This window comes from Granulicella sp. dw_53 (assembly GCF_018449545.1).
Lineage (GTDB): Bacteria > Acidobacteriota > Terriglobia > Terriglobales > Acidobacteriaceae > Edaphobacter.
This window is the reverse complement of sequence record NZ_JAAVUR010000006.1, coordinates 230,812-252,190: the sequence shown is the minus strand read 5'-3', so window position 1 is coordinate 252,190 and position 21,379 is coordinate 230,812. Positions and strand designations below refer to the sequence as shown.

The following is a 21,379-nucleotide window of genomic DNA, read 5'->3' as shown; positions in this document are numbered from 1 at the left end:
CGGACTCTAAGAACTAATGGGTTCTAAGAAACTAATGGGTTCTAAAAGACTGATGGATCTGAGCTGACCGATCCTAAGAACTGATCGAATCGGCCCTGATCGAATCCACCCGAGCTCGATAGGAAGTCATCGCCGAACGCGACCTTCGGCAGAAGGCCTGTGTCAGAGCAGAAGACCTGCCGAGCTGTTCATGAGCGACCTCCGCCAGAACCATCCAGTCGTGCCACTCGCCCCCCGAGTGCTGCAGCGACTCGAAGTGCTTGGCCAGCTTCCGGAGAGTACGCGCGGCCGAAGGAGCCGTCTCGGCGATGTATCTGGCAGCCTTGGCTGTCTTCCGCAGATCGTGCATCCACTCCGGATCGTCCGGAGCAGTGCCCTCTGCCAAACGGCCAGCGAACCACTCTCGAACCAGCCCGCTAAGCTGCGTCGCGGAGAGCGAAAGATCCTCCGCTGGCTCGAGCGCCTTCACCAGCGACTCGAGTGAGCGAGTCAACTTGGCCTGCTGTCCTTCGAGAAGCTCCACCAACTCATCCGCAGCTTCTCTCCGACGATGCTTCAGCACCTTGCGAAGCTCGCGGGAGTCCTTCTTGGTCCCGGCATTCGTCTGCTCCGAGACAAGGTCGATCTGGACATCGAAGTCCCGCACCTGACCCGCAGCGCGGCGAATCTTCCTAAGTCGCCGCTGCACCTTCTCGGCGGCCTCTACGTAGGACGGCAAGTTCGGCAGCAGCGAAAGCAGAGTGAGTTGCGCCTCGATACGGCGCGAGGTCGTACGCAGGATATGAACCGCCTTCGGCTGCGGATCGGCCAGGCAAAGAGTCACCGCCGCTTCCAGCGAGGTCACATACCCTCGAAGCGCTTGAATGGGACGCGAGATGGTTGCGTTTGCCATCTTCTTTGGATGCAACGAAACTGGGGAACAGCCGAAGCCCGTTCCCCTAATCCCAACGAAACACGCTTCTTAGAAGGTCGTACTGACCGTCAACCGAAGGGTCTTACGCGGTTCGCGGAGCGTATAGTCTGCTCCATAGAACTGCACCGCTTGAGCGTAGCTGAAGTCTCCAGCGCCCGAGTTCGGGAAGAAGTTTCGGAAGCAATTCGTCACAGTAGCGGAGCAGGTCTGAGGCAGCGCCAACTGTTGCGGAACATCTCTGAACAACCGCAGCGGGTTGTACGCGTAGAAGATCCGGAACGGTGCATTGACGATCGGCAGAATCACCTGCAGCTCCGCACCGTTCGACATGCGAGGCACGTAGTTGGTGAAGGGTACCGTCTTCAACTGAGCAGGAAAGATGACCTGCTGGCCTCCGAAGCAGGCTCCATTGATCAACGTCGGGCAGCCATAGGAAGGGCTGTTGATCAAAGACTGCCCGGCCGGACTCTGCCGCAACTGTCCTGGCTGCGTATCAAAAGTCATCCCGAAGTCGGTAAAGAACGCGAACGTCACCTGATTGATGATCGGAATGCGGTACTCGAGATTCGCCGTTACGCTGGTGTCTCCACCGATCGAGACCAGACGATAGACAGGCAGCGGAATCTGCACAGCCCCCAGCGTCGGGTTGGTCGGATCGCGCGGCACCGTCGAGGTGCCGTCCGGATTGGTCAGGTTGAACATGACCTTCGTTGGAATGAAGGTGTACGGCGAAGCCGACCGCACATCGAAGCCGCGGATATCCGACTCGCCACCGTTATAGATACGGTTGGTGGGAGGAGCCACCTGGCCGCCGAAGCCGGCTACGTGGGAGACCTGCACGCGATAGCCCAGGACGTTGTGTCCTTCGCGATTTACCTTGAGGCCCTTCATCGGGAAGAACTGCCGATACGACATCACCGGCTGGTAGTACTTCACATTTCCGGCCGCGCCTGCAATCTGCACCGCGACGTTGAAGTCCTTACCCGTATGGGGGCCTACTGCGCGGTCCAGGCTCGAGAACGTGAAGCTCGGCGTAACCACCGAGGTGATGATGCCGTTCAACTGGTTCTGCCCGGCTACGCCGGAACGGAACGCCAGCGACTGGAACACGTTCCTCGTATTGTCGTTGAACGTCGTCACCGAAGACCGTGACAGCGAGTACGAGACGCCGACGCGCGCCACGCCGCTCCGTGCAAACAGATGGCGCAGCGGCTGGCTCAACGAAATGGTAAGGCCGGTCGTCGCCTGGTTATAGTTCGTCAGTTGCGACTGTTGCGCGTTGGTGAGGTTCGCGCTGCCGCCCTGGGTAATTCCGCTGGCCTTAGCAGGGTTGTAGTCGAATTTGCTGGTAAATACCTGCATGCCCAGCGAGATTGGTTTGTTCCGGAAATAAGGCTCGGTAAACCCAAAGCTCAGGTTTCGGGACAGGTCGCCGATATTGGCCTGCACGCTCAGCGTCTCGCCCAGTCCCAGGAAGTTATTCGTCTCGTAGTTCAATCCGATAAACGTTCCCGAGAGTCCGCTGATACCGCCGTTCAACCCGATGGAGTTCTTGCCCTTCTCCTTCAGCTTGAGCAACAGATCTACCGTTCCGTCGTCCGGATTCAGGCGGCTCTCCGAGTCCTGGTCTACCTTTAGCGGCTCGAAGTAGTTGAGTTGGTTCAACCGCAGGATCGAAAGCTCCCACTGCTGGCTGTTGTACTGCTGCCCCTCCTCGAGCATCAGTTCGCGGCGAATGACCTTGTCGCGCGTAATCGTATTACCAGTGAACTCGATCCGCGATACGAAGAACTTCTTGCCCTCGTCGATCTCGATATCCAGGTACACCAGCTTCTTCGCCTCGTCGGTGCGCGGTATCGGCGTGCCGACGAAGTTGATGAAGCCCAGCGAGCCATAGGCCTTGCGGAGCTGCTCCAGCCCCTTGCCGAAGAGTGTGGCGTTGAAGTACTCGCCATCCTTCTGCGCAAACTGCGCCCGCAATACCTTGACGTTCGTAACTTCTTTATTGCCTGAGAAGGTAATGCCGCCCAGCTTGTACCGGCTTCCCTCTTCCACCAGCATCAGGATATCGATTCGCTTGCCCTTGGACGGCCGCAACGTAAACGGATTCAAGCCGCCTGCATCGCGTGTGTGCGTCGTCGGTTCGCTGGTCAGCGCCTTGAAGTAGCCGCGATCCCTGTAAGCCTGCCGTACGCGCTCCGTATCCTCGTCCAGCTTGCTCGCGTCGAAGGTGCGCGCAAACAGATTCTCCAGGATGATCGAGTGCGGGATACCGATCGGCTTCAGATTCCGCATCGCCGCCCGCAGAGTGCGGTCGTTGACGCTGTCGTTGCCCTGGAAGGCGATCTTGCCGACCTTTACCGTCGGGCCCTCTTTGATATTGAACGTGATCGCCACTGCCGCCGGAGGAATCGTCTTCACCTCGGTCCGGATCGTGGCAAACTGGTGGCCGTGCTCGGCCAGCAGCTCTTTCAACGTATTCTCTGCGCGCTTGATCTTGGTCGGGTCGTACTGGCTCTCGACCGTCAGCGGCACCTTGGCCTTCTTGAACCGTTCCAGCACATCCGACTGCGAGACCGCATTCAAACCCTTGTAGTTGATCTCCCGGATGGTCGGCTTCTCGCGGACATAAATATGCAGTTGCACGCATTTTTCGTCGTCCGTCCGTTCAATCCTCACATCGTCGAAGTAGCCCGTGTTCCAAAGGGAGTTGAAGTCCCGCTCGACCACCAGCGGATCGTACAGGTCGTTCGCCCTCGAAAACAGCCGCGCCAGCACTGATTCCTTTGGGATTCTGCGATTCCCGACCACCTGGGGCTGGCAAAGCGTCTGCACCCCCTGCGGCGCCGGAGTGGTGAAGATGTTCTGCGGATTCCGCGCAGCCTGGGCCAGTCCGGCAACAGCGGACGCCCCCAGAACCAGCAATGGGGCAGCGGCAATAAGGATGCGGAAGCGTCTGGAGCGCGGGCGCACAGTCTTGGTCTTGCTCTTCAGGGAGCTTTCGCTCTCTCGATTCTCGGTAAAGATACGCACACCCTCACTGCTCTAAAATCGCGCCCGCCGGTACATCTAGGGGGGAGTCTCCGATTATATGGGAGCGGCCCTTTTCTTAGCGAGTTCAACCCCGGGTTCCCTTCTCCGAGCCCCTGCCTTCGGACCGCCTCGCCTCTACAAAACCCGCGCCCGCACACTTGTCGCTGCGTTTTTACTGGAGACAATCCCGCAGGATCGCGCGCTCAGTATCCGGAGCGCATTTCGGCCATCGCAACCTCCTTCCCAAATTAGGAACGAGGTCCAGGAAAGCTCACACGGCGGCTCTCTCCGATCAGTTCAAACGGCAGCGACTCTTCCGGCTCCTGTCGAACGCCTCAGGCTCTGTACTCGTTCAACAGCTCTCCGTACCCTCCAGATGCCCAAATTTCCCCAGAAAAGAGGGGATTTGATCGCAATCACAACAGCGCGGTACAACCTTCGGCGCGTCAACAATTGACCTCTCCTATAGCACATCTTCCCCCAGATCCCTGGCATCACACCCTCCATCCTGACGTTGAACGGTGTTCACGGATGTACGTCTTCACTCCTTAGCTACATCCCTTCACCCATGTCTGCCTGTTCTGAGCATGGGTAGTCCCATTTCATATCCACCGAAAGACGAGAGGTCCTTATGTTCCTTCGCTCAGAAAAACTCCTCATCCCGCTTGAAAAGCCAGCCAGTCCCGATCCCAACGGCGCAGCCGCCATCCAGGAGCTCCTCGGCGGCAAGTTCGGCGAGATGTCCACCCTCAACAACTACCTGCATCAGTCCTTCGGCTTCAAAGAGAAGAAGAAACTCAAGCCCTTCTACGACCTCGTCGCCAGCATCACCACCGAGGAGCTCGGCCACGTCGAACTGATCTCGACCGCCATCAACCTCATGCTGGAAGGCTCCGTACCCGAGGGTGAGCCTGTCGATGCTCCGCTCGAAGACGCGAAGAACCTTCGCAACACCCATCACACCATCGTGGGCGGCGGCGGGCATCAGGTCATGGATTCCATGGGCCACTTCTGGAGCGGAGAGCACGTATTCTCCAGCGGCAACCTCGTCTCCGACCTGCTCCACAACTTCTTCCTCGAGACCGGCGCACGCATGCACAAGCACCGCTGCTATCAGATGACGACCAACCAGGCCGCACGCGACGTCATCGGCTATCTGATGGTTCGCGGCGGAGTCCACCAGGCCGCCTACGCTCTCGCATTGCGCAAGGTCACGGGCGTCGAGATCACCAAGATGCTCCCTACTCCGAATATCGACGACTCCAAGATTCCAGAGGCTCGTAAGTGGCAGGCGATCGGCTCTCATCGCAAGCTCTACACCTTCTCGGAAGAGGACTACGGCGACGTCGCAGGCGTGTGGTCCGGTCCAGCCGATTGGGCCGACGGCGAAGAGTTGGAAGTCATTCAGGGCACCCCTGAGCACGCCACCGAAGGCCCAGTCGTCGGCGAGTGCCGGTCCCTCTTCTCTCCTGACTACGCTCCGGAAGAGATCTACGAGATCGCCGCTCAGCTCATGAAGAAGGGTGGCATCTCGCCGCTTCAGCCCAACGATGGTCTTCACTCCCGCTTCCAAGGAAGCACCTCCGACAGCATCGGAGCCTCCGCTCAACCTGGACGTAAGACCACCCCATCCACACCCAAGTCGAAGAAGAAATAACCCTGAAGAGTGGGCGAGTGGTCACAACCACTCGCCCGCCCTCAACAGTCTTCAAACATCATCCCGCCCCACGTAGGCCTCGGCGTTCACCTGGATCGCGATCTGCCCCAGCTTCTTCTCGGCCAGATCCTCCTCCGCCCACGTCTGCTCCAGCAAAGCCAAAGCCTCATCGTGCCCAAGTCCGCGGGCCAACTCAATCGCGGCGCCATAACTTGCCAGCTCATAGTGCTCGACCCGCAGAGCAGCGGCGATCAGCGCGGCGTCCCGCAGCATCCCGGCGTCATACCGCTGCAAAGCGCTTAGCCCCTCTTCCAAGAGCCCCTGCATCCCCACACAGATCGCGCCGTCCCCATCTTCCCCAAGAGTCCCGAAGCTCTCCTCCAGGCGGGCGAGATGCTCCCTGCTTTCTTCTCCATGAGATAACAGGCTGTCTCGAAGCTCTTCGGTACTCGCCGCCTCAACAAATCGCGGCAGCGCTTCAGCAATCTGCTTCTCGGCGGAGTAGAGCTTCTTCAACTCCGCCAGCAACACGCCATCCATCGTCGCGATCATTGCAATCCACCAATCTCGTTCGGTCAGTGGACTGAGATCGCCTCCTCCCGCAAAACGTTGTATTCAGCCGGGTCGATGGACACACTTCGGCTGAAGCCTTAGCTCTCCAACTCCGCCGAGATCGTATAGGTCTGCGCCGACGCATCCCACCGGATCGTCAACACATTCGGCTGGCAGCAGACCTGGCAGTCCTCCACATACTGCTGCCGAGAGCCACCCGACTCATCCACCGTGGTCTCCACCCACTCGAAACAGCCCCCACACTGAAACCCCGCCGAATACATCGCTGTTCACCCCTGCAAGTATCCTAAGCCGCGGCCCCACCCGCCAGCACCCGGGCGAAGACCTCGCTATCCACATTTCCTCCACAGAGCACCGTTCCCACCCGTCCCTGCATATTCGCCCGGTCTTTCAGTAGAGCCGCGAGCCCGATCGCTCCCGCTCCCTCTGCAACATTGTGCGTATCGGAGAAATAAGCCCTCATCGCCGCCTCGACCTCATCGTCCTCCACCTCGATGAGCCGCTCCATGCCGGCCTGCAACACCTCCAGCGTCTCCTGCATCGGCCGTCTGCAAGCCACGCCATCCGCGATCCGGGTCGTGGCGACATCTTCCACCACCGCGCCCGCCGCGAACGACAACGCGGTCGCCCGAGCGCTCTTCGACGTCACCCCGACCACCTTCGTCTTGAGCCCCAGCGCATTCCGCACCGCAATCATGCCGCAGATCCCCGACCCCATCCCAATCGGCACATACACGGTATCCAGCTCCGGACACGCCGTCAGCATCTCCAGCGCATACGTTGCCACGCCCTTCACCAGCAACGCGTGGCAACTCGGAACCCAGTGCCATCCATTCTCCTGCTCCAGAAGCACTGCATGCTCCAGAGCCTCCTGAAAGTCCGCTCCATGCTCTACCAGCTCCGCGCCCTGCGACCGCATCGCCCGGTTCTTCTCTACGCTGTTCCCGTGCGGAACAATGATCACCGCCCGAATCCCGTTCCGTGCGGCAGCCAGAGCAATCGATTGCCCATGGTTTCCCCGCGTCGCCGAGACCACCGTCGTCACCTCGGACTGCTCCCTCCGCAGCCAGTCCATATAGATCAGCCCGCCGCGTAGCTTGAACGCCCCCGCCGGCGTATGGTTCTCATGCTTCACCCACACCTCACCCCCAGCGCGCTCGTTCAGCAGAGGCCAACTGTACTGCGGCGTAGCTGGCATCGTCCGATACACCAGCTCCGCCGCCCGCTTGATCTCATCCAGGCCCGGCAGATCCATCGTCACCCTCTCAGTTTCCCTTCAGATACCTATCAAACCACGCAACCGACCGAGTCAGCTCATCCACCTGGTTCTCCCGCTTGATGAAGCCGTGACCCTCCTCCGGGTAATAAACCGCCTCCACCGTCTTGCCTTCCTTCTTCAGGATCGCCACGACCTGCTCGGCCTCCTCCTTGGGTACCCGAATATCCCGCTCGCCCTGCAGCACCAGCAGCGGAGCGCGCTCACTCCGAATGTACTTCAGCGGCGACGCACCCTCATACACTGCCTTGTCCTTCACCGGATCGCCCAGCAGCGTCTTCTCGTACTCCTGCAGAGAGGCCTCCTCGTGCTCCAGCATCGTGTACCAGTCGAGAATTCCGTACTCATCCACCGCCGCCGCCCACACCTCCGGCGTCTTGCCGATCGCCATCAGCGTCATAAACCCGCCGTACGATCCACCCCAGATCCCAACCTTCTTCGCATCGATCAATCCCGTGGCCTTCAAGAAGTCCACACCAGCAATCTCATCCTTCAGATCCGCGCCTCCCAGGTCCTGATAGTTCGCCTTCTGGAACTCCATGCCGTAGCCCGTCGATCCCCGCACATTCGGCGCAATCACCACGTACCCTCGGGAGACCAGCAGAATCGCCCGGGGACTGAAGCTGTCCACCGTCTGCGCCGTCGGCCCGCCATGCGGCATCACCACCACCGGAGCCGTGCCGTCACGCTTCAGATTGAACGGTACCCACACCAGCGCCGAGATCATCCGCCCATCGAAGCTCTTGTACGTCACCAACTGCGACCCCGGCAGAGGCGAACTCGTCAGCACCGGACTCTCCGTATGCGTGATCTGCTTCACCGCTCCGCTCGCACTCAACAGGTAAAGATTCGGAGCATGCGTCGAGTCCTGGTGCGAGAACAGAAAGCTGCCATCCCCTCGAAAGGGACTCGGAGCGCCAGCCTCCGAATTCAACCCCGCCGGCAGGCCGCGGTCGCTCGACTTCAATGTCTTCACATCCACGAACTGGATCGTCGTCCGTCCATCCGCATTCAACGTATAGGTAAACGTATCTCCCTTCGGCGAAAACGCACCTGGAATCGCCTCCCACTGCGTATCCGTCACCCAACGCATCTTCTTCTTCGCCAGATCGAACAACGCGACGTTCTGATATCCACCCTTCTCATTCGAGGTCAACAGCAGCGTCTTCCCGTCCGGAGACACCTCGCTCACCCCAACCAACGCATGCCCTGCATGCGACGTCAGCTTCTCCGCCACTCCACTCTTCACCTCGATGCGATAGACGTCGGCGTCCTCCAGCCCGACAGACCGTGTCGCAAAGACGTACCGCCCATCCGGGCTCCAGTCCGCCACATCCCAACTCGCCTTGGGATCGGTCTCATGCGTCAGCACCTTGATCGTCCCCGCACCCCACTCCATCACCGCGACATTGGTAGAAGGCTCCTTCTTCACCTTGCTGCCGAACGCCAGCCACCGGCCATCCTTCGAAAATATCGGACTAATCTCGCTGACCTCATCGGTCTTGGTCACATTGCGCGGCTCGCCTCCAGCCGTCGCCACGGCATACAAGTCGTAGAGCTCATCGCCGCCCTTGTCCTGCACATAGACGATCTCCTTCCCATCCTTCGTAAACCGTGGGCTGGCCTGCCGGTCGTTCGACTTCAGCAACTGCCTCGCCCCGCCGCCGTCGGCATCCATCACCCACAGATTCAGACGCCCCGAAGCGTTCCCCACGTAGGCGATCCTCTGCCCATCCGGCGACCACGACGTACTCCCCACGCGAACCGTCTGCAGCAACTCCGCCACCGGCAAAGCCTTACTCGCGGCGTTCGTCTCCGAAGCCACACTCTTCGGAGCTGTAACCACACGATCCGCGGGTCCCGATGCAAACGCACCCACACACACCAGGAGAAAAGCACCTGCACCGATACCAGAGCGAACCATACATACCCCTCTAACTTCAATTTGGAATGAATGCTATACGTGTTGAAACAAAATGCAGTTCCATCGACGACGAAACCGCCAGAGTGATTACGGCTATACCCGGCCGAGAGCGATTGCTCTAAGCCTTCCGCACCTCGACCAGCGTCGAATAAAACGTAGCCCCACCACCGATATCCGTGAGCCTCTCGCTCGTCAGAGCATTTACATTCCCGCCGCCCGCCGACAACTTATTCCAGTCCAGCCGAGCCGCCACCACACCCTCACCCACATGCCCGTTCACCAGCGCCCGCAGAGCGATCTTTCCTCGCCCATTGAACACCTCCACCTCATCTCCCGCCGTAATGCCCCGCGCCGCCGCATCCTTCGTATGCATCTCCAACACGCCCGCCGTGCGCGACTCCATCCGCTGATGCACCGCCAGGTTCCCGAAGGTCGTATTCATGTAGTTGTCCGCCTTTCTCGGCAGAAACTCCAGCGGATACGTCCCCGCATCCACGCCACCCCGCGACTCCACCGGAGCCACGAACACCGGAACCGGAACCAGCTCGCCCCGCCCGCTCGGCGTCTTGAACCACTCCGACGTCGAGAACGGCAGCGACACCCCGTCCTCATTCACCGGCAACTGCAGCGGAACATGCCCCTCGCGCTCCAGCCTCTCCCGCGTCATCCCCGCAAACCAGGGATGTTCTGTCTTCAATGCCTGATCGATCAACTCGTCCTCACGGTCATCGAAGCAAGCCTCCTCGAACCCCATCCGCCGACCCAGTTCACCGAAGAGCGTCACATTATTCCGCGCCTCGCCCAGCGGCTCAATCGCCCTCTCCGAGACCTGCGCGAACAGATGCCCATACGCTCCCTGCACATCCTTCGTCTCCAGAAACGTCGGCGCAGGCAGCAGCACATCCGCGTAGTCCGCCGTATCCGTAAAGAACTGCTCGTGCACCACGGTGTACAGATCCTCGCGCAGCATCCCACGCAGGACATCGTTCTGGTTCGGAGCCACCGCCGCCGGATTCGAGTTGTACACAAACAGCGCCTTTACCGGAGGCCCACCCACTCCTGCATCCTCCCGCGTCAACGCCTGCCCCAACTGACTCATATTCACAACCCTCGCCGTGCGACCTAAAGGACTTGCCATCATTAACTCCGGCATCTGCAGCGAATTCCCGTTAAATGGAAACGATCCCGAAGTTGAAAGCTGCAGCCCCCCGCCGCGATGCTGCCAGGCCCCGGTCAACAACGGCAGCATGCACACTGCCCGAGCCGCCGTCCCGCCATTCTCACTCCGCTGAATCCCATAGTTCAGACGGATCGCCGCCGGACGCCCCGTAACCTTGAAGCTCCCCGCATACTCCCGCGCCAGCCGCACAATCCGCTCCGCCGCGATGCTCGTAACCTGGGCCACGTTTTCCGGCGTGTGCTCCGGCTTCAACGCATGAGCCCGCAGCTCCTCAAATCCAGTCGTACACCGCGCGATGTACTCCCGATCCTCCAGACCCTCCCGCAGAATCACATGCATCAGCCCCAGCGCCAGCGCCGTATCCGTACCCGGCTGGATCGCCAAATGCTCGTCCGCCAGCGCGGCCGTCCGCGTCTTATAAGGATCGATCACCACCAACCGCGCACCCGCCCGTCGCGCCTCTTCCACAAACGGCCATAGATGCACATTGTTCCCATGAATATTAGCGCCCCATGCCACGACCAGCCCGGCGTGAGCAAAGTCCTGCGGCGTAGTCCCCAGCTTCACCCCATACACGCTGGTCAGCGCAGTCCCACCCGCAGTCGAGCAGATCGTTCGGTCCAACTGCGAAGCGCCCAGCCGATAAAAGAATCGCCGGTCCATCGATCCATACCCCAACTGCCCAATCGTCCCGGCATAGCTGTACGGCAGCACACTCTCCGGCCCAAACTCCGCCGCAATCCCCTTCAGCCGAGCCGCAATCTGATCCAGAGCCTCATCCCACCCGATCCGTTCAAAGGCCTCTGCCTCGCGTCCCTGCGCCAGCGGCCCCTTTGCCACCCCGGCCTTTCTCCGCATCGGATACAGCAGCCGATCCGGCGAGTACACCCGATCTAGATACTTCGCCACCTTGCCGCACAGAAATCCCCGTGTCACCGGATGCGCCGGATCGCCCTGCACCTTCACCGCCCGGTCCGGAGCGCCTCCGCTCCCAACCTGCACCGTCACCAGAACCCCACAGGAGTCCGGGCAGTCATGCGAGCAGACCGCATGAACCGTCTTAAATCCCGAAGGTCCTAAAGCAGCATTCAGAGCAAGATTGGTCGCCATCTTCAAGATTTTAGTCTCCCCCGTAACCTCGGGTCTCCACGCGCCGTTATATGCTGCTACCCAACAGCTCTTCGGCCCACTATGTCCAACATCTTCAACTCCCCGGCAAAAAGCTCCCCTTCGAGGTCAGACATGACGCTTCGCCTCCCCTTGCCTCACTCTCTGCTCCGGCTCCTCCTCATCGCGGTCCTCTTTACCTCCGCATCCACCCTGCTCCACGCCCAGCCTGACCCCCTTCACACCGCCTCCCCGGAGGAGCTCGCCATCGTCAAAGTCCTCCTAGCCCAGGAGACGGCCTGGAATCGCGGCGACATCGACGGCTTCGCCCAGGGCTACAAGGACTCCCCCGACACCCTCTTCCTCACACACCAGATCTCCCGCAGCTACGCCGGCCTCGTCGACCAGTACCACCGCGACTACCCCACCAAGGCCGCCATGGGTACCCTCTCCTTCTCCGAGCTCGAGGTCCACCCCCTCGACGACCGCTTCGCCGTCTGCATCGGCAAATACGAGCTCGAACGCGGCAAAAAAGAGGGCGGCCACGCCGAAGGCCTCTTCTCCCTCGTCTTCGAAAAGACCGACAAGGGCTGGAAGATCATCATCGATCACACCACTTAGGCTGCTGCGTGACAGACGGCAAGACCGATGAACCGCCAGGAATAAGCGACAGGGAGGACCTGTTAAGAACACATGCGCACACTCCCACCAAGGGAGCGTGCGGGGGTAGCTGGCTGTCCCAAAAGATTCATGACTGAGCAGCTGTGTCTCTTCGAGCCGGGAGAGGAACGAGGGAGGAATGGATAACGTCGAAGAGGCTGTCGCCCCGACCCACACTTCTGTCGTTGGCCAGGCCAAGCCTCTCAGCGAACATGGAAACCAGATGCGCAGAGATGCAGCCGAGGCCACGATCACCATCCATCCCCTCCGCGATAACATCAGCGCCCTGATCGGCGGCCCTGGCGGTAATATCGCCGTTCTAACGGGAGCAGACGGCAAACTCCTGGTCGACTCCAGCTTCGTCGACTGCCGCGCTCAGATCACCGAGGCTCTCGACGCCATCAGCCCCGATCCCCTCCGCTATGTCGTCAACACCCACTGGCACCTCGACCACACCGATGGCAATGAGTGGATGCACTCCGCTGGAGCCACCATCATCGCCCACGAACGCACCCGCCTGCGCCTCAGCACCCCGCAAGACATCGCCGCCTTCGGAGTGCACTTCGATCCCGTACCCGCCAGCGCATTGCCCACCGTCGTCTTCTCCACCAGCCACACCATCTATTGCAACAGCACCACCCTGCTTCTCACCCGCTACGAGCCTGCCCACTCCGATACCGATATCTCCATCTACTTCACCGACGCCGATATCCTTCACACGGGCGATACCTTCTGTAACGGCGCCTATCCCTTCATCGACTACTCCTCGGGTGGCCACATCGACGGAATGATTCGCGCCGCCGAACGCAACCTTGCCATCGGAACAGACTCCACGATTCTTGTTCCCGGCCACGGCCCCATCAGCAACAAAACCCAGCTCGCTGAATCTCACCAGATGTTCGTCGCCATCCGCTACAAAATAGCAGCGCTCAAGAGACAAGGCCGCTCCCTCGAAGAGACCGTCGCCGCGAAACCCACCGCGAAGTTCGACGCAACCTTCGATACCGGGACCATCACCGGAGATTTCTTCACCCGCCTCGTCTACCAGGGCGTCTGATCCGCTCTACGACAACAGCCGAGAGCGCTCTAGAAGGTCAGGATCTCTTTCTCCTTCGCCTTGAACAGCTCCTCCACCCGCTTGATCTCCGCATCTGTCAGCTGTTGAACCTCTTCGTTCGCCCGCTTCTCGTCGTCCGCCGAGATCAGCTTGTCCTTCGCTGCCTTCTTAATCTGGTCGTTCCCATCCCGCCGGATATTCCGGATCGCGGTCTTGTGATCCTCCAGCGTCTTCTGAAGCTGCTTCACCACTTCCTTGCGTCGCTCCTCCGTCATCGGAGGCACCGGAACCCGGATCACCTTGCCGTCCGTCATCGGGTTCAGACCCGCGCTCGACGTCCGGATCGCCTTCTCGATCGCCGAAACCATCCCCATGTCATACGGCTGCACCAGGATCATGGTCGGCTCGGGCGTGCTCACCTGCCCCATCTGCGCCACGGGAGTGTCCGTTCCGTAGTAGTCCACCTTGATCTGGTCGAGCATGTGCACGTTCGCCCGTCCCGTCCGCGCCGACAGCAGATGCCCCCGGAAGTCCTCCACCGTGCTGTCCATCTTGCTCTTCAGTTGCTGGTGCGTGCCCTTCAACGCCTCGATACTCGCCATTGCAGATGCCATTACGTTCTCCTCTAGTCAATCGATATTTTACAGAGACGTTCGGTTCCCCGCGAAATAACCCCCAAAATCCTCCCAACGAAGCCACAAAAACGGGTGCCCCACCCTTTTGTAGTCTCATCGCAAATAGGGTGGGGTATCGGGCAAAGCCCGACCACCTAGCCCCTACCTTCCGGGTGCCCCATCCTTCGCGCCGTTGTCTCTCGCGAAGGGTGGGATGCAAAACTTACCCGCCTTTTTTTCCGGGCCCGTAAGCCTCAACCCCCATCCTCCTCCCCTACCGGCCCCATCCCCAACCCGCGCCCCTCCCGCTTCTTCTTCACCGGATACACCTTCACCGCGACCGGGGGAGCCAACACCGCACTCACCTTCTCCTCCACCCCACTCCAATACCGCACATCCGCAGGCCTGGCCGAGGGCACTGCCTGCCGCATCCGGCAGTACCACAGCGACCACTCCAGCTCCTTCACATTCTTATTCTTGATCGCCGCCTCGATCCGCACGACCTCGGAAAACTGCGCCATCCGTTTAGCTCCCCAACCCACCCAGGCGACGGCAGGCCTCCTGCAAATCTTCATCCTTCTTCGCAAAGCAGAACCGCAGCAGATCCTCGCCCCTGCCCGACCCCGGCGCAAAGAACGCCGACCCCGCCACCGACGCCACTCCCGTCTTCGCCAGCAGCGCCCGAGCCTTCTCCGCCGCGGTCCTTCCCGGCAGCCCATTTGCCGAAGCCAGAATGTAATAAGCCCCATCCGGAACATGCGGCTTCATTCCCGCCGCTGCCAGCGCACTCACCAGCATCCCACGCTTCTCCTCATGCTCCAGCGCCATCCGCACATAGAACGTCTTGCCCAACTGCTCCAGCCCATCCGCACAGCCATGCTGGAACGGAGCCGGTGCGCAGACATAGAGCAGATCGTGAAAGTAAGCGATCGCGCCCATCCACCTCGCGTCCGCCACCAGATACCCTACCCGCCACCCCGTCACCGAAAACGTCTTCGAAAACCCCGACATCAAGATCGTCCGCTCCCGCATCCCCGCGAGCATCGCCGGACTCACATGCTCCGCATCCCCATAGATGAAGTGCTCATAGATCTCGTCCGTAAACACGAACAGATCGAACTCCGTCGCGATCTCCGCTAACCCCTCCAGCTCCGCCCGCGTAAACACCTTCCCCGCTGGATTCGAAGGCGTATTCACCACCATCGCCCGCGTCCGCGGAGTAATCGCCGCCCGCACCGCATCCAGATCCAGCGCCCAGCTCTCCTCCTTCAATGGAACCGCGACTGCCACCACCTTCATCGAACGCAGCGTACTGACGTGGTACCCATAGAACGGCTCGAACAGCAGCACCTCGTCCCCGGGATTCAGCAGCGCCATCGCCGCCGCGTGGAACGCCCCCGTCGCCCCACTCGCCACCATCACCTCCCGCTCTGGATCCGCCTCCAGCCCATGCGTCTGCGCCACCTTTCCGGCAATCGCCCGCCGCAGCCTCTGAATCCCATCCATCCGCGTATAGATGTTGTGGCCATCCCGCATCGCCCGCATGGCCCCTTCCATCACCACCGCCGGAACCTCCGTATCGCAGACCCCTTGCGCCAGATTCACTCCGCCAATCCGGTCGCACTCCGCCGTCATCGCCCGAATCTCCGACTGCACCACCCGCGGCGCCAAATCACTCAATCCCAACCCATTTCGTACCGGCGAGTTCACATACGTCATACATCACCTCTTAAAAGCACGCCATGACATCACATTTGGCTCTATCTAGCTTAAACTTCGTGGAACTCCATCTTACCGCCGAACAGGAAGCCCAGCTCTCCCGCATCGCTCATCAGGCAGGCAAGCCCGCCGAACAGCTGATCACCGAGACGGCCTCTTTCTTCTGGAAGATGACACCAACTTCCGGCAGCCCATACAGCAGGATTTGGCAGAAGCAGATGGGGGGTCTTCATCCAAGAGTACGAAATGGACGCACGCTTCGAAAAGATGATTTGCAGCTAGATGCGACTACTTTAGATTTGATCGCCTCTCCAATCCACTCAAAGCCTCGGCACAAACGACCGTCTTAATCATCGTAGTGGGAAGCATAATCCCCGGAGTGGACCAATTTGATCCATTCTCAGAACAGGCTTATGGATTGTCCTTTTGACCCGAAAGCAGATCGAAGGGGATGGAAAACATCTGCGCGATCTCTTCGGGGCTAACACCTGCGGCAAGCAGCTTCTTAACCCTCGCCATCTGTTCCGCTTTGTACTCTTCACCAGGGATGAACTGTTCGGCGATGAAGTCGCTTTGCGCACCCATCCCGCGACGGTCAGGATAGCCTCTCTGTTTATTGGCCATACCCCACCTCTGCCCCAATGCTCTCAGCATCGATACAAAACGGCAATAGCAAACCCGGGAGATCTCAAGCGAATCCTCGCGAGATCTTCCCTTCATTGACAGTCCACCAGCCACCCATCTAACGTCTGCCTACGGTCCCCACCACCCAATGAACCTAAAAATTCTCACCATCGCCATCTTCCTGCTCTTCGCTGCTCTCCTCTGGAAGGCCAACAGCTATCGCAAGGCCGTGCGCCTTCGGCAGCATGAAGCCCACTATCAAGCGACCCTCGTCACTTACGCCAACGACTTTAAACCCGGCCTGACCCGCGCCCAGGTCGACGACCTGCTCCACACCCGCAACGTCTCCGCCGAAGAGGCCCACCTCGACAGCCCCACCTGGGATAAGTTCATCAAGCTCGGCCAGGAGCACAGCGCGCGCTTCTGCTCCCACGACGACATCGACGTGCGCCTACACTTCACCCCCTCCGGCCCCACCCCCGAAGCCCCCGCCTCCCCCACCGACCAACTCCTTACCGTCACCCTCTTCCGCTGGTCCCGGGACTGCCTCTAAGCCCCGCACGCGAAAGAACCTACAAAAAACAAAAGAGGCCGCGGAATCAACGCGACCTCTAGCCCTATACTTCATTATTTTCAACACGACGAATAACTGTCCGCGGTGCCTACAGGCTGGCTGCGGCACATCTCGCCTGATATAACCCCCGCAATGGGCGAATTATTCCCCAATCTCTAATGTTTGTGATGCTTCAGCGCCTCGCGCACCTTGGCAACATGCGTGCCGTGCACGCGAATCGCCTCATGCAACTGCTGCCCCGTCACATGGAACTCCGTGGCCCAGTAGTGGATATCGGAAGCGAGCTTGGGATTGATCTCATTCGGATCGTGAGGCCCCTTCTTCTCCTTCGGAACCTCATTTTCTTCTGGAACTGCAATCATATCGGACATCAGGAACTCCTATCTCAGCCCAAAGGCTACTAAGGTGGATGAGCCTGCCTCCCCATAGGATGTCCCGCGCCGCCAATGCATCGCGATTCGGAGCTAATTGTCCCACCCTTCCTTCGCCCCCTCCGCAGCCTGAACATCCTCCAGAATCACATCGCTGGCCTTCTCCGCGATCATATAAACCGCGCTCACAATAAAGAAACCCGGTATCCGCGGAAAGACCGACGCATCCACCACCCGCAGCCCCTTCGTTCCATGCACTCGAAAGCGGCTATCCAGCACCGCCATCGGATCCTCCTTCGGTCCCATGCGATTCGTGCACGAAGCGTGATGTCCCCAGGCCTCACGTCGAATAAAGTCCGCAATCTCCTCATCCGAAGAGATCGCAGGCCCCGGCACCTGCTCCTCCATGCCGACCTTCTTCTCAATATGCCGATTCATCTCCCGCGCAAACTTAACTCCCTCGACGACCGCGCGCAGGTCGTCTCCCGAAGCATCGTTTCCTTCGCCGAAGTAATGAAAGTGAATCGAAGGCGTGTCCCGCGGATCGTTACTGCGCAGCTTTACCTCTCCAGCAGTATTGTTGGTACGAGCCTTCAGAATGGCCCACGTAAGCTTATCGTGATACCGCTCCGTAGCCTTGGAATATCCCGGATAGTACCCCTTGAAGTACGCAGGAAGCGCGAAGATCAGTAGATCCGGATCGGCTCTCTCGGGACTCGACCGCTTCGTCACGGCAATCGTCGCGCCGCTGGTCGTATAGACCCCCTTGCCTTGCTCCCAGTCGGCAAAGGTAGCATCCACGGGAGCTCCATCGACCGGCGGGGTGAAGGTCGCGCCCTTCAACAGGCCGAAGGGCTTCATCATCTTCGAGACCACCCCTACTTCATACCGATCCTGCAGATTCTTCCCCACGCCCGGCAAAGACACCACCGGCGTAATCCCGAACTTCCTCAGCTCAGCCTCATCGCCCACGCCCGAGAGCATCAACAACTGCGGGCTGTTGAACGCGCCACCCGACAAAATAATCTCGTGCCGCGCACGCACCGTAACCTTGGACGGCTCGGCATCGGCAGAGAAGCTCCGCGAAGCCTTATAGAGACCCGGCCCCACAAGATACTCCACCGCCACCGCCCGCCGATCCTCATCGAAGACGATCTTCGAAGCCAGCGCGCCCGTCCGAATGCTAAGCTTCCCACCCGTATCCTTCACCGCCTCCAACAACAACTCCCGCGTCCCATTGCGAATCCCCCGGTGCGTGGCCAGCGGAGTAGGAAAGACCGCCTCCCGATTCTTGCTGGTCACAAACCTCCAATCGTTCGGATCCAGGAACGTCTCGAGATCGAGAAGTAAATCGCCCAGATGATGCGCGAGCCCCGTCGCCGCGGCCTCCACGATCACCTTCAGCAACTCGAGATCCTTCAGCACCAGCTCCGTGCTCACCCGCTCCGTATGGAGCCAGCCCGAGAAGCCATGCCGCGCAGGATGCGTTCCCTGCCCATGCAACAGCCCGGAGACCGCCTCGATCGATCGGTGAATCTCCGACAGATAGTCGCAGTGTTCCAGCCGCTCAAAGTAACTCCGCATACTCTCCGCCGACCACGAATCGTCCCCCACCAGCTCGCGAATGTTCTCCCAGTCGCTGTTGAACGGATACACCATAATCATCGCGTTATGCGCGGTACATCCTCCCAACGTCCCGGCCCGCGGATAAAAAACACCATCGCGCTCCGCGACATACTTCGAGTCACGCCTCTGCATCGCCTGATCGTCATAGTGCCGAACGAAGAAGTCCCAACTCATCGCCGGATCTTCGCTCGCCAGGCTATTAAAAGCAGGAACGCGATAGTTATAGTTGTCGTTGTCCTCGCCCGCCTCCAGCACCAGCACCGTATACCCCGCACGCGCAAGATTCGTCGCCACCGGCCCACCGCCAGCTCCCGACCCGATTACCACGAAGTCATAAATCTCATCTGCCATTGGACCTCACCTCACCGAAAAAAATCGCCGGAATAAGGCCCGCACCCACAACGAAATACAACCGATGAGGCTCACCCCTTCGACAAAGAGATGCGCTTGGCGTTACTCCCGCACGTCATAGAGAACCATTGACTTATCTCTTTATTCCCACCGCCGCATCCAGCCCGGGGGATGCCGTAGCACCTCCATCACGCACCCACAACCTCGTTCGTCATAACGACAGGCAAACTTGCAAGCTGAACTTGCAAGTTCAGCTGTTGTTTAGATAAGATAAAAACTGTCATGCCATCCAGAACACTCGAAACCGCCGTCACCGACCTGACTCAAGCCATCGGCCTCCTGGTGCGCCGCATACGGGCAGCCACCGCCTCGCATGAGCTCACCTTGACCGAGTCCGCCGTCATGGGCCGTCTCGCCAAGGAAGGCCCTGCCACCACCGCCGACCTCGCCCGCGCCGAAGGCATGAAGCCGCAGTCCATGGGAACCACCATCGCCGCGCTCGAAGAGATGGGCATGGTCGAGCGCAAGCCTCATCCCACCGACGGCCGCCAGGTCCATATCGAGTTGACCCCCAAAGGAGCGGCTCTGCGCAAGAGCACCGGCGAGGCCAAACGAACCTGGCTCGCGCAAGCCATATCCCAACTCGACAAACAAGAACAAGCAACCCTCTTCGCCGCCGGCGAGATCATCAAGCGCCTGGCAGAAAAGTAACTCGCCCAAGAGAAGGCCACAACCAATGAACAAGCCCACCGTCCCACCCAATACACAGGAGACACCTATCCCTCGACGCTCCTTCGCACACGCCTGGCGGGCGTTGCGGCATCGCAACTTCCAACTCTTCTTCCTGGGCCAAAGCATCTCCTTAATCGGCAACTGGATGACACGGCTGGCCACCACCTGGCTCGTCTACCAACTCACCCACTCCGCCCTTCTGCTCGGCATCGTAAGCTTCGCCGGACAGATCGTCTCCTTTGCCATGGGGCCAATCGCCGGCGTCTGCGTCGAACGCCTCGACCGCCGCAAGCTGCTCATAGCGACACAAGCCGCGGCAGCCATCCAGTCTCTCGCCCTGGCCGCGCTCACCCTGGCCCACATCATCACCCTCTGGGAGATCATCGCCCTCACCGTACTCCAGGGCATCATCAACGCCTTCGACATGCCCGGGCGTCAATCCTTCCTCGTGCAGATGGTCGACGACCGCAACGACCTTAGCAACGCCATCGCCATCAACTCCTCCATGGCAAATAGCGCACGCCTCATCGGCCCCGCCGTCGCCGGCCTCGTCATCGCAGCCGTTGGCGAAGGCGCATGCTTTCTCATTGACGGTATCAGCTACCTCGCCGTCATCGCATCCTTGCTGCTGATGCGCATTCGCCCTTTGGACCTCCCCCGCCACCAGGCCAACATGCTCCAGCAGATGCGCGAGGGCTGGGACTACGTCCGCACCTTCCGTCCCATCCGGACCATCCTTCTGCTCTTCGCCTTCATCAGCCTCATGGGATACTCCTGGGCCGTGGTGCTTCCCATCTTCGCCGCCCAGGTCCTGCACGGCGGCGCGGCGACCGTAGGCTGGCTCATGGGAGCCGCAGGATTCGGGGCATTGATATCGGCGCTCTCTCTCGCCGTTCGCAAGTCCGTCGTAGGTCTCACCCGCATGCTTCAGATCGCCTCCGCAACGCTGGGCAGCGCGCTGATCCTCTTCGGCCTATCGCACACATTGTGGCTCTCTCTCATCCTGATGACCTTCGTCGGCTTTGGGATGATCCAGACCGCATCCGCCAGCAACACCATCATCCAGTCGCTGGTGCCCGAAGAGAAACGCGCCCGTGCGATGAGCTACTACACCATGGCCTTCTTCGGAGCCTCACCGTTCGGCAGCCTGCTGGCAGGCGCGCTGGCAGGTCACATCGGAGCGCCCCACACCGTCATCATCACCGGCACCTGCTGCATCGCCGGCTCGCTCTGGTTCACCTTCGAACTCCCCAAGATCAGAGCCATCATGCGGCCCATCTACCAGGACATGGGCCTGCTCCCCGCACCTGTATAACGTCGAGCCACTGCTGTTGCTCTTGTCGTTCGGATTAGCGTTCGGCTTTAGCCCTACTAAAAGGGGCTTCAGC

Annotated in this window: 20 protein-coding genes; 7 read left to right on the top strand and 13 right to left on the bottom strand. The window is 60.1% G+C overall.

What is annotated here, in order from left to right:
• Positions 1-73: 73 nt before the first annotated feature.
• Together HB393_RS11620 and bamA are read right to left on the bottom strand one after the other, a co-directional pair.
• Positions 74-892 (bottom strand): CHAD domain-containing protein, encoded by an 819-nt coding sequence (locus tag HB393_RS11620; RefSeq protein WP_213805338.1) that lies wholly within the window; start codon positions 890-892, stop codon positions 74-76.
• A 69-nt stretch (positions 893-961) separates the two neighbouring features.
• Positions 962-3,946 (bottom strand): outer membrane protein assembly factor BamA, encoded by a 2,985-nt coding sequence (gene bamA, locus HB393_RS11615; RefSeq protein ID WP_213805337.1) that lies wholly within the window; start codon positions 3,944-3,946, stop codon positions 962-964.
• A 631-nt stretch (positions 3,947-4,577) separates the two neighbouring features.
• Between bamA and HB393_RS11610 the strand changes: the two genes are divergently transcribed.
• Positions 4,578-5,603 carry a manganese catalase family protein gene (locus HB393_RS11610; RefSeq protein ID WP_213805336.1) on the top strand — a complete coding sequence of 342 codons (1,026 nt, stop codon included), beginning with the start codon at positions 4,578-4,580 and terminating at the stop codon, positions 5,601-5,603.
• 51 nt (positions 5,604-5,654) lie between these two features.
• On the opposite strand, the gene HB393_RS11605 is transcribed toward HB393_RS11610, so the two are convergent.
• The 5 genes from HB393_RS11605 to HB393_RS11585 all read right to left on the bottom strand — a co-directional run bounded on the left by HB393_RS11605 (position 5,655) and on the right by HB393_RS11585 (position 11,666).
• Positions 5,655-6,155, bottom strand: a complete 501-nt coding sequence (locus HB393_RS11605) for a DUF892 family protein (protein WP_213805335.1) — start codon at positions 6,153-6,155, stop codon at positions 5,655-5,657.
• Between the two features lie 98 nt (positions 6,156-6,253).
• Positions 6,254-6,439, bottom strand: coding sequence for a CPXCG motif-containing cysteine-rich protein (locus HB393_RS11600; RefSeq protein WP_213805334.1), 186 nt, complete (start codon positions 6,437-6,439; stop codon positions 6,254-6,256).
• Positions 6,440-6,462: 23 nt separating this feature from the next.
• A complete protein-coding gene (locus tag HB393_RS11595; RefSeq protein ID WP_213805333.1) occupies positions 6,463-7,431 on the bottom strand; it encodes a threonine dehydratase in 969 nt (322 codons plus the stop codon).
• A gap of 10 nt (positions 7,432-7,441) precedes the next feature.
• The gene (locus HB393_RS11590) at positions 7,442-9,376 is read right to left on the bottom strand and encodes a S9 family peptidase (protein ID WP_213805332.1); all 1,935 of its coding nucleotides are present in this window, start codon (positions 9,374-9,376) and stop codon (positions 7,442-7,444) included.
• Between the two features lie 118 nt (positions 9,377-9,494).
• Complete coding sequence (locus HB393_RS11585; protein ID WP_213805331.1) at positions 9,495-11,666, bottom strand: molybdopterin-dependent oxidoreductase; 2,172 nt, start codon at positions 11,664-11,666, stop codon at positions 9,495-9,497.
• Positions 11,667-11,798: 132 nt separating this feature from the next.
• Between HB393_RS11585 and HB393_RS11580 the strand changes: the two genes are divergently transcribed.
• Entirely contained in the window at positions 11,799-12,284 is a 486-nt protein-coding gene (locus HB393_RS11580) for a nuclear transport factor 2 family protein (RefSeq protein ID WP_213805330.1), read from the top strand.
• Between the two features lie 178 nt (positions 12,285-12,462).
• Positions 12,463-13,380 carry an MBL fold metallo-hydrolase gene (locus HB393_RS11575; protein WP_213805329.1) on the top strand — a complete coding sequence of 306 codons (918 nt, stop codon included), beginning with the start codon at positions 12,463-12,465 and terminating at the stop codon, positions 13,378-13,380.
• Positions 13,381-13,409: 29 nt separating this feature from the next.
• Here the strand turns inward: HB393_RS11575 and frr are convergent, their stop codons facing one another.
• From frr to HB393_RS11560, 3 genes are all read right to left on the bottom strand, one after another.
• Positions 13,410-13,994, bottom strand: coding sequence for a ribosome recycling factor (frr, locus tag HB393_RS11570; protein WP_213805328.1), 585 nt, complete (start codon positions 13,992-13,994; stop codon positions 13,410-13,412).
• A gap of 254 nt (positions 13,995-14,248) precedes the next feature.
• Positions 14,249-14,515, bottom strand: a complete 267-nt coding sequence (locus HB393_RS11565; protein WP_213805327.1) for a hypothetical protein — start codon at positions 14,513-14,515, stop codon at positions 14,249-14,251.
• 4 nt (positions 14,516-14,519) lie between these two features.
• Positions 14,520-15,713, bottom strand: coding sequence for a pyridoxal phosphate-dependent aminotransferase (locus HB393_RS11560; RefSeq protein WP_213805326.1), 1,194 nt, complete (start codon positions 15,711-15,713; stop codon positions 14,520-14,522).
• 23 nt (positions 15,714-15,736) lie between these two features.
• On the opposite strand from HB393_RS11560, the gene HB393_RS11555 reads away from it, so the two are divergent.
• Complete coding sequence (locus HB393_RS11555; protein ID WP_213805325.1) at positions 15,737-16,063, top strand: hypothetical protein; 327 nt, start codon at positions 15,737-15,739, stop codon at positions 16,061-16,063.
• A 61-nt stretch (positions 16,064-16,124) separates the two neighbouring features.
• On the opposite strand, the gene HB393_RS11550 is transcribed toward HB393_RS11555, so the two are convergent.
• Entirely contained in the window at positions 16,125-16,337 is a 213-nt protein-coding gene (locus HB393_RS11550; protein WP_213805324.1) for a hypothetical protein, read from the bottom strand.
• A 148-nt stretch (positions 16,338-16,485) separates the two neighbouring features.
• Here HB393_RS11550 and HB393_RS11545 point away from each other — a divergent pair, with 148 nt between their 5' ends.
• Positions 16,486-16,890 (top strand): hypothetical protein, encoded by a 405-nt coding sequence (locus HB393_RS11545; protein ID WP_213805323.1) that lies wholly within the window; start codon positions 16,486-16,488, stop codon positions 16,888-16,890.
• A gap of 176 nt (positions 16,891-17,066) precedes the next feature.
• Here HB393_RS11545 and HB393_RS11540 read toward each other — a convergent pair whose 3' ends face one another.
• Entirely contained in the window at positions 17,067-17,282 is a 216-nt protein-coding gene (locus tag HB393_RS11540) for a DUF3606 domain-containing protein (RefSeq protein ID WP_255550993.1), read from the bottom strand.
• 93 nt (positions 17,283-17,375) lie between these two features.
• Positions 17,376-19,259, bottom strand: coding sequence for a GMC oxidoreductase (locus tag HB393_RS11535; RefSeq protein WP_213805322.1), 1,884 nt, complete (start codon positions 19,257-19,259; stop codon positions 17,376-17,378).
• 282 nt (positions 19,260-19,541) lie between these two features.
• Here HB393_RS11535 and HB393_RS11530 point away from each other — a divergent pair, with 282 nt between their 5' ends.
• Both HB393_RS11530 and HB393_RS11525 read left to right on the top strand, forming a co-directional pair.
• On the top strand, positions 19,542-19,970 hold the full coding sequence (locus tag HB393_RS11530) for a MarR family transcriptional regulator (protein ID WP_213805321.1): 429 nt from the start codon (positions 19,542-19,544) through the stop codon (positions 19,968-19,970).
• 25 nt (positions 19,971-19,995) lie between these two features.
• Entirely contained in the window at positions 19,996-21,306 is a 1,311-nt protein-coding gene (locus HB393_RS11525) for an MFS transporter (protein ID WP_213805320.1), read from the top strand.
• The last annotated feature ends 73 nt before the right edge of the window (positions 21,307-21,379 follow it).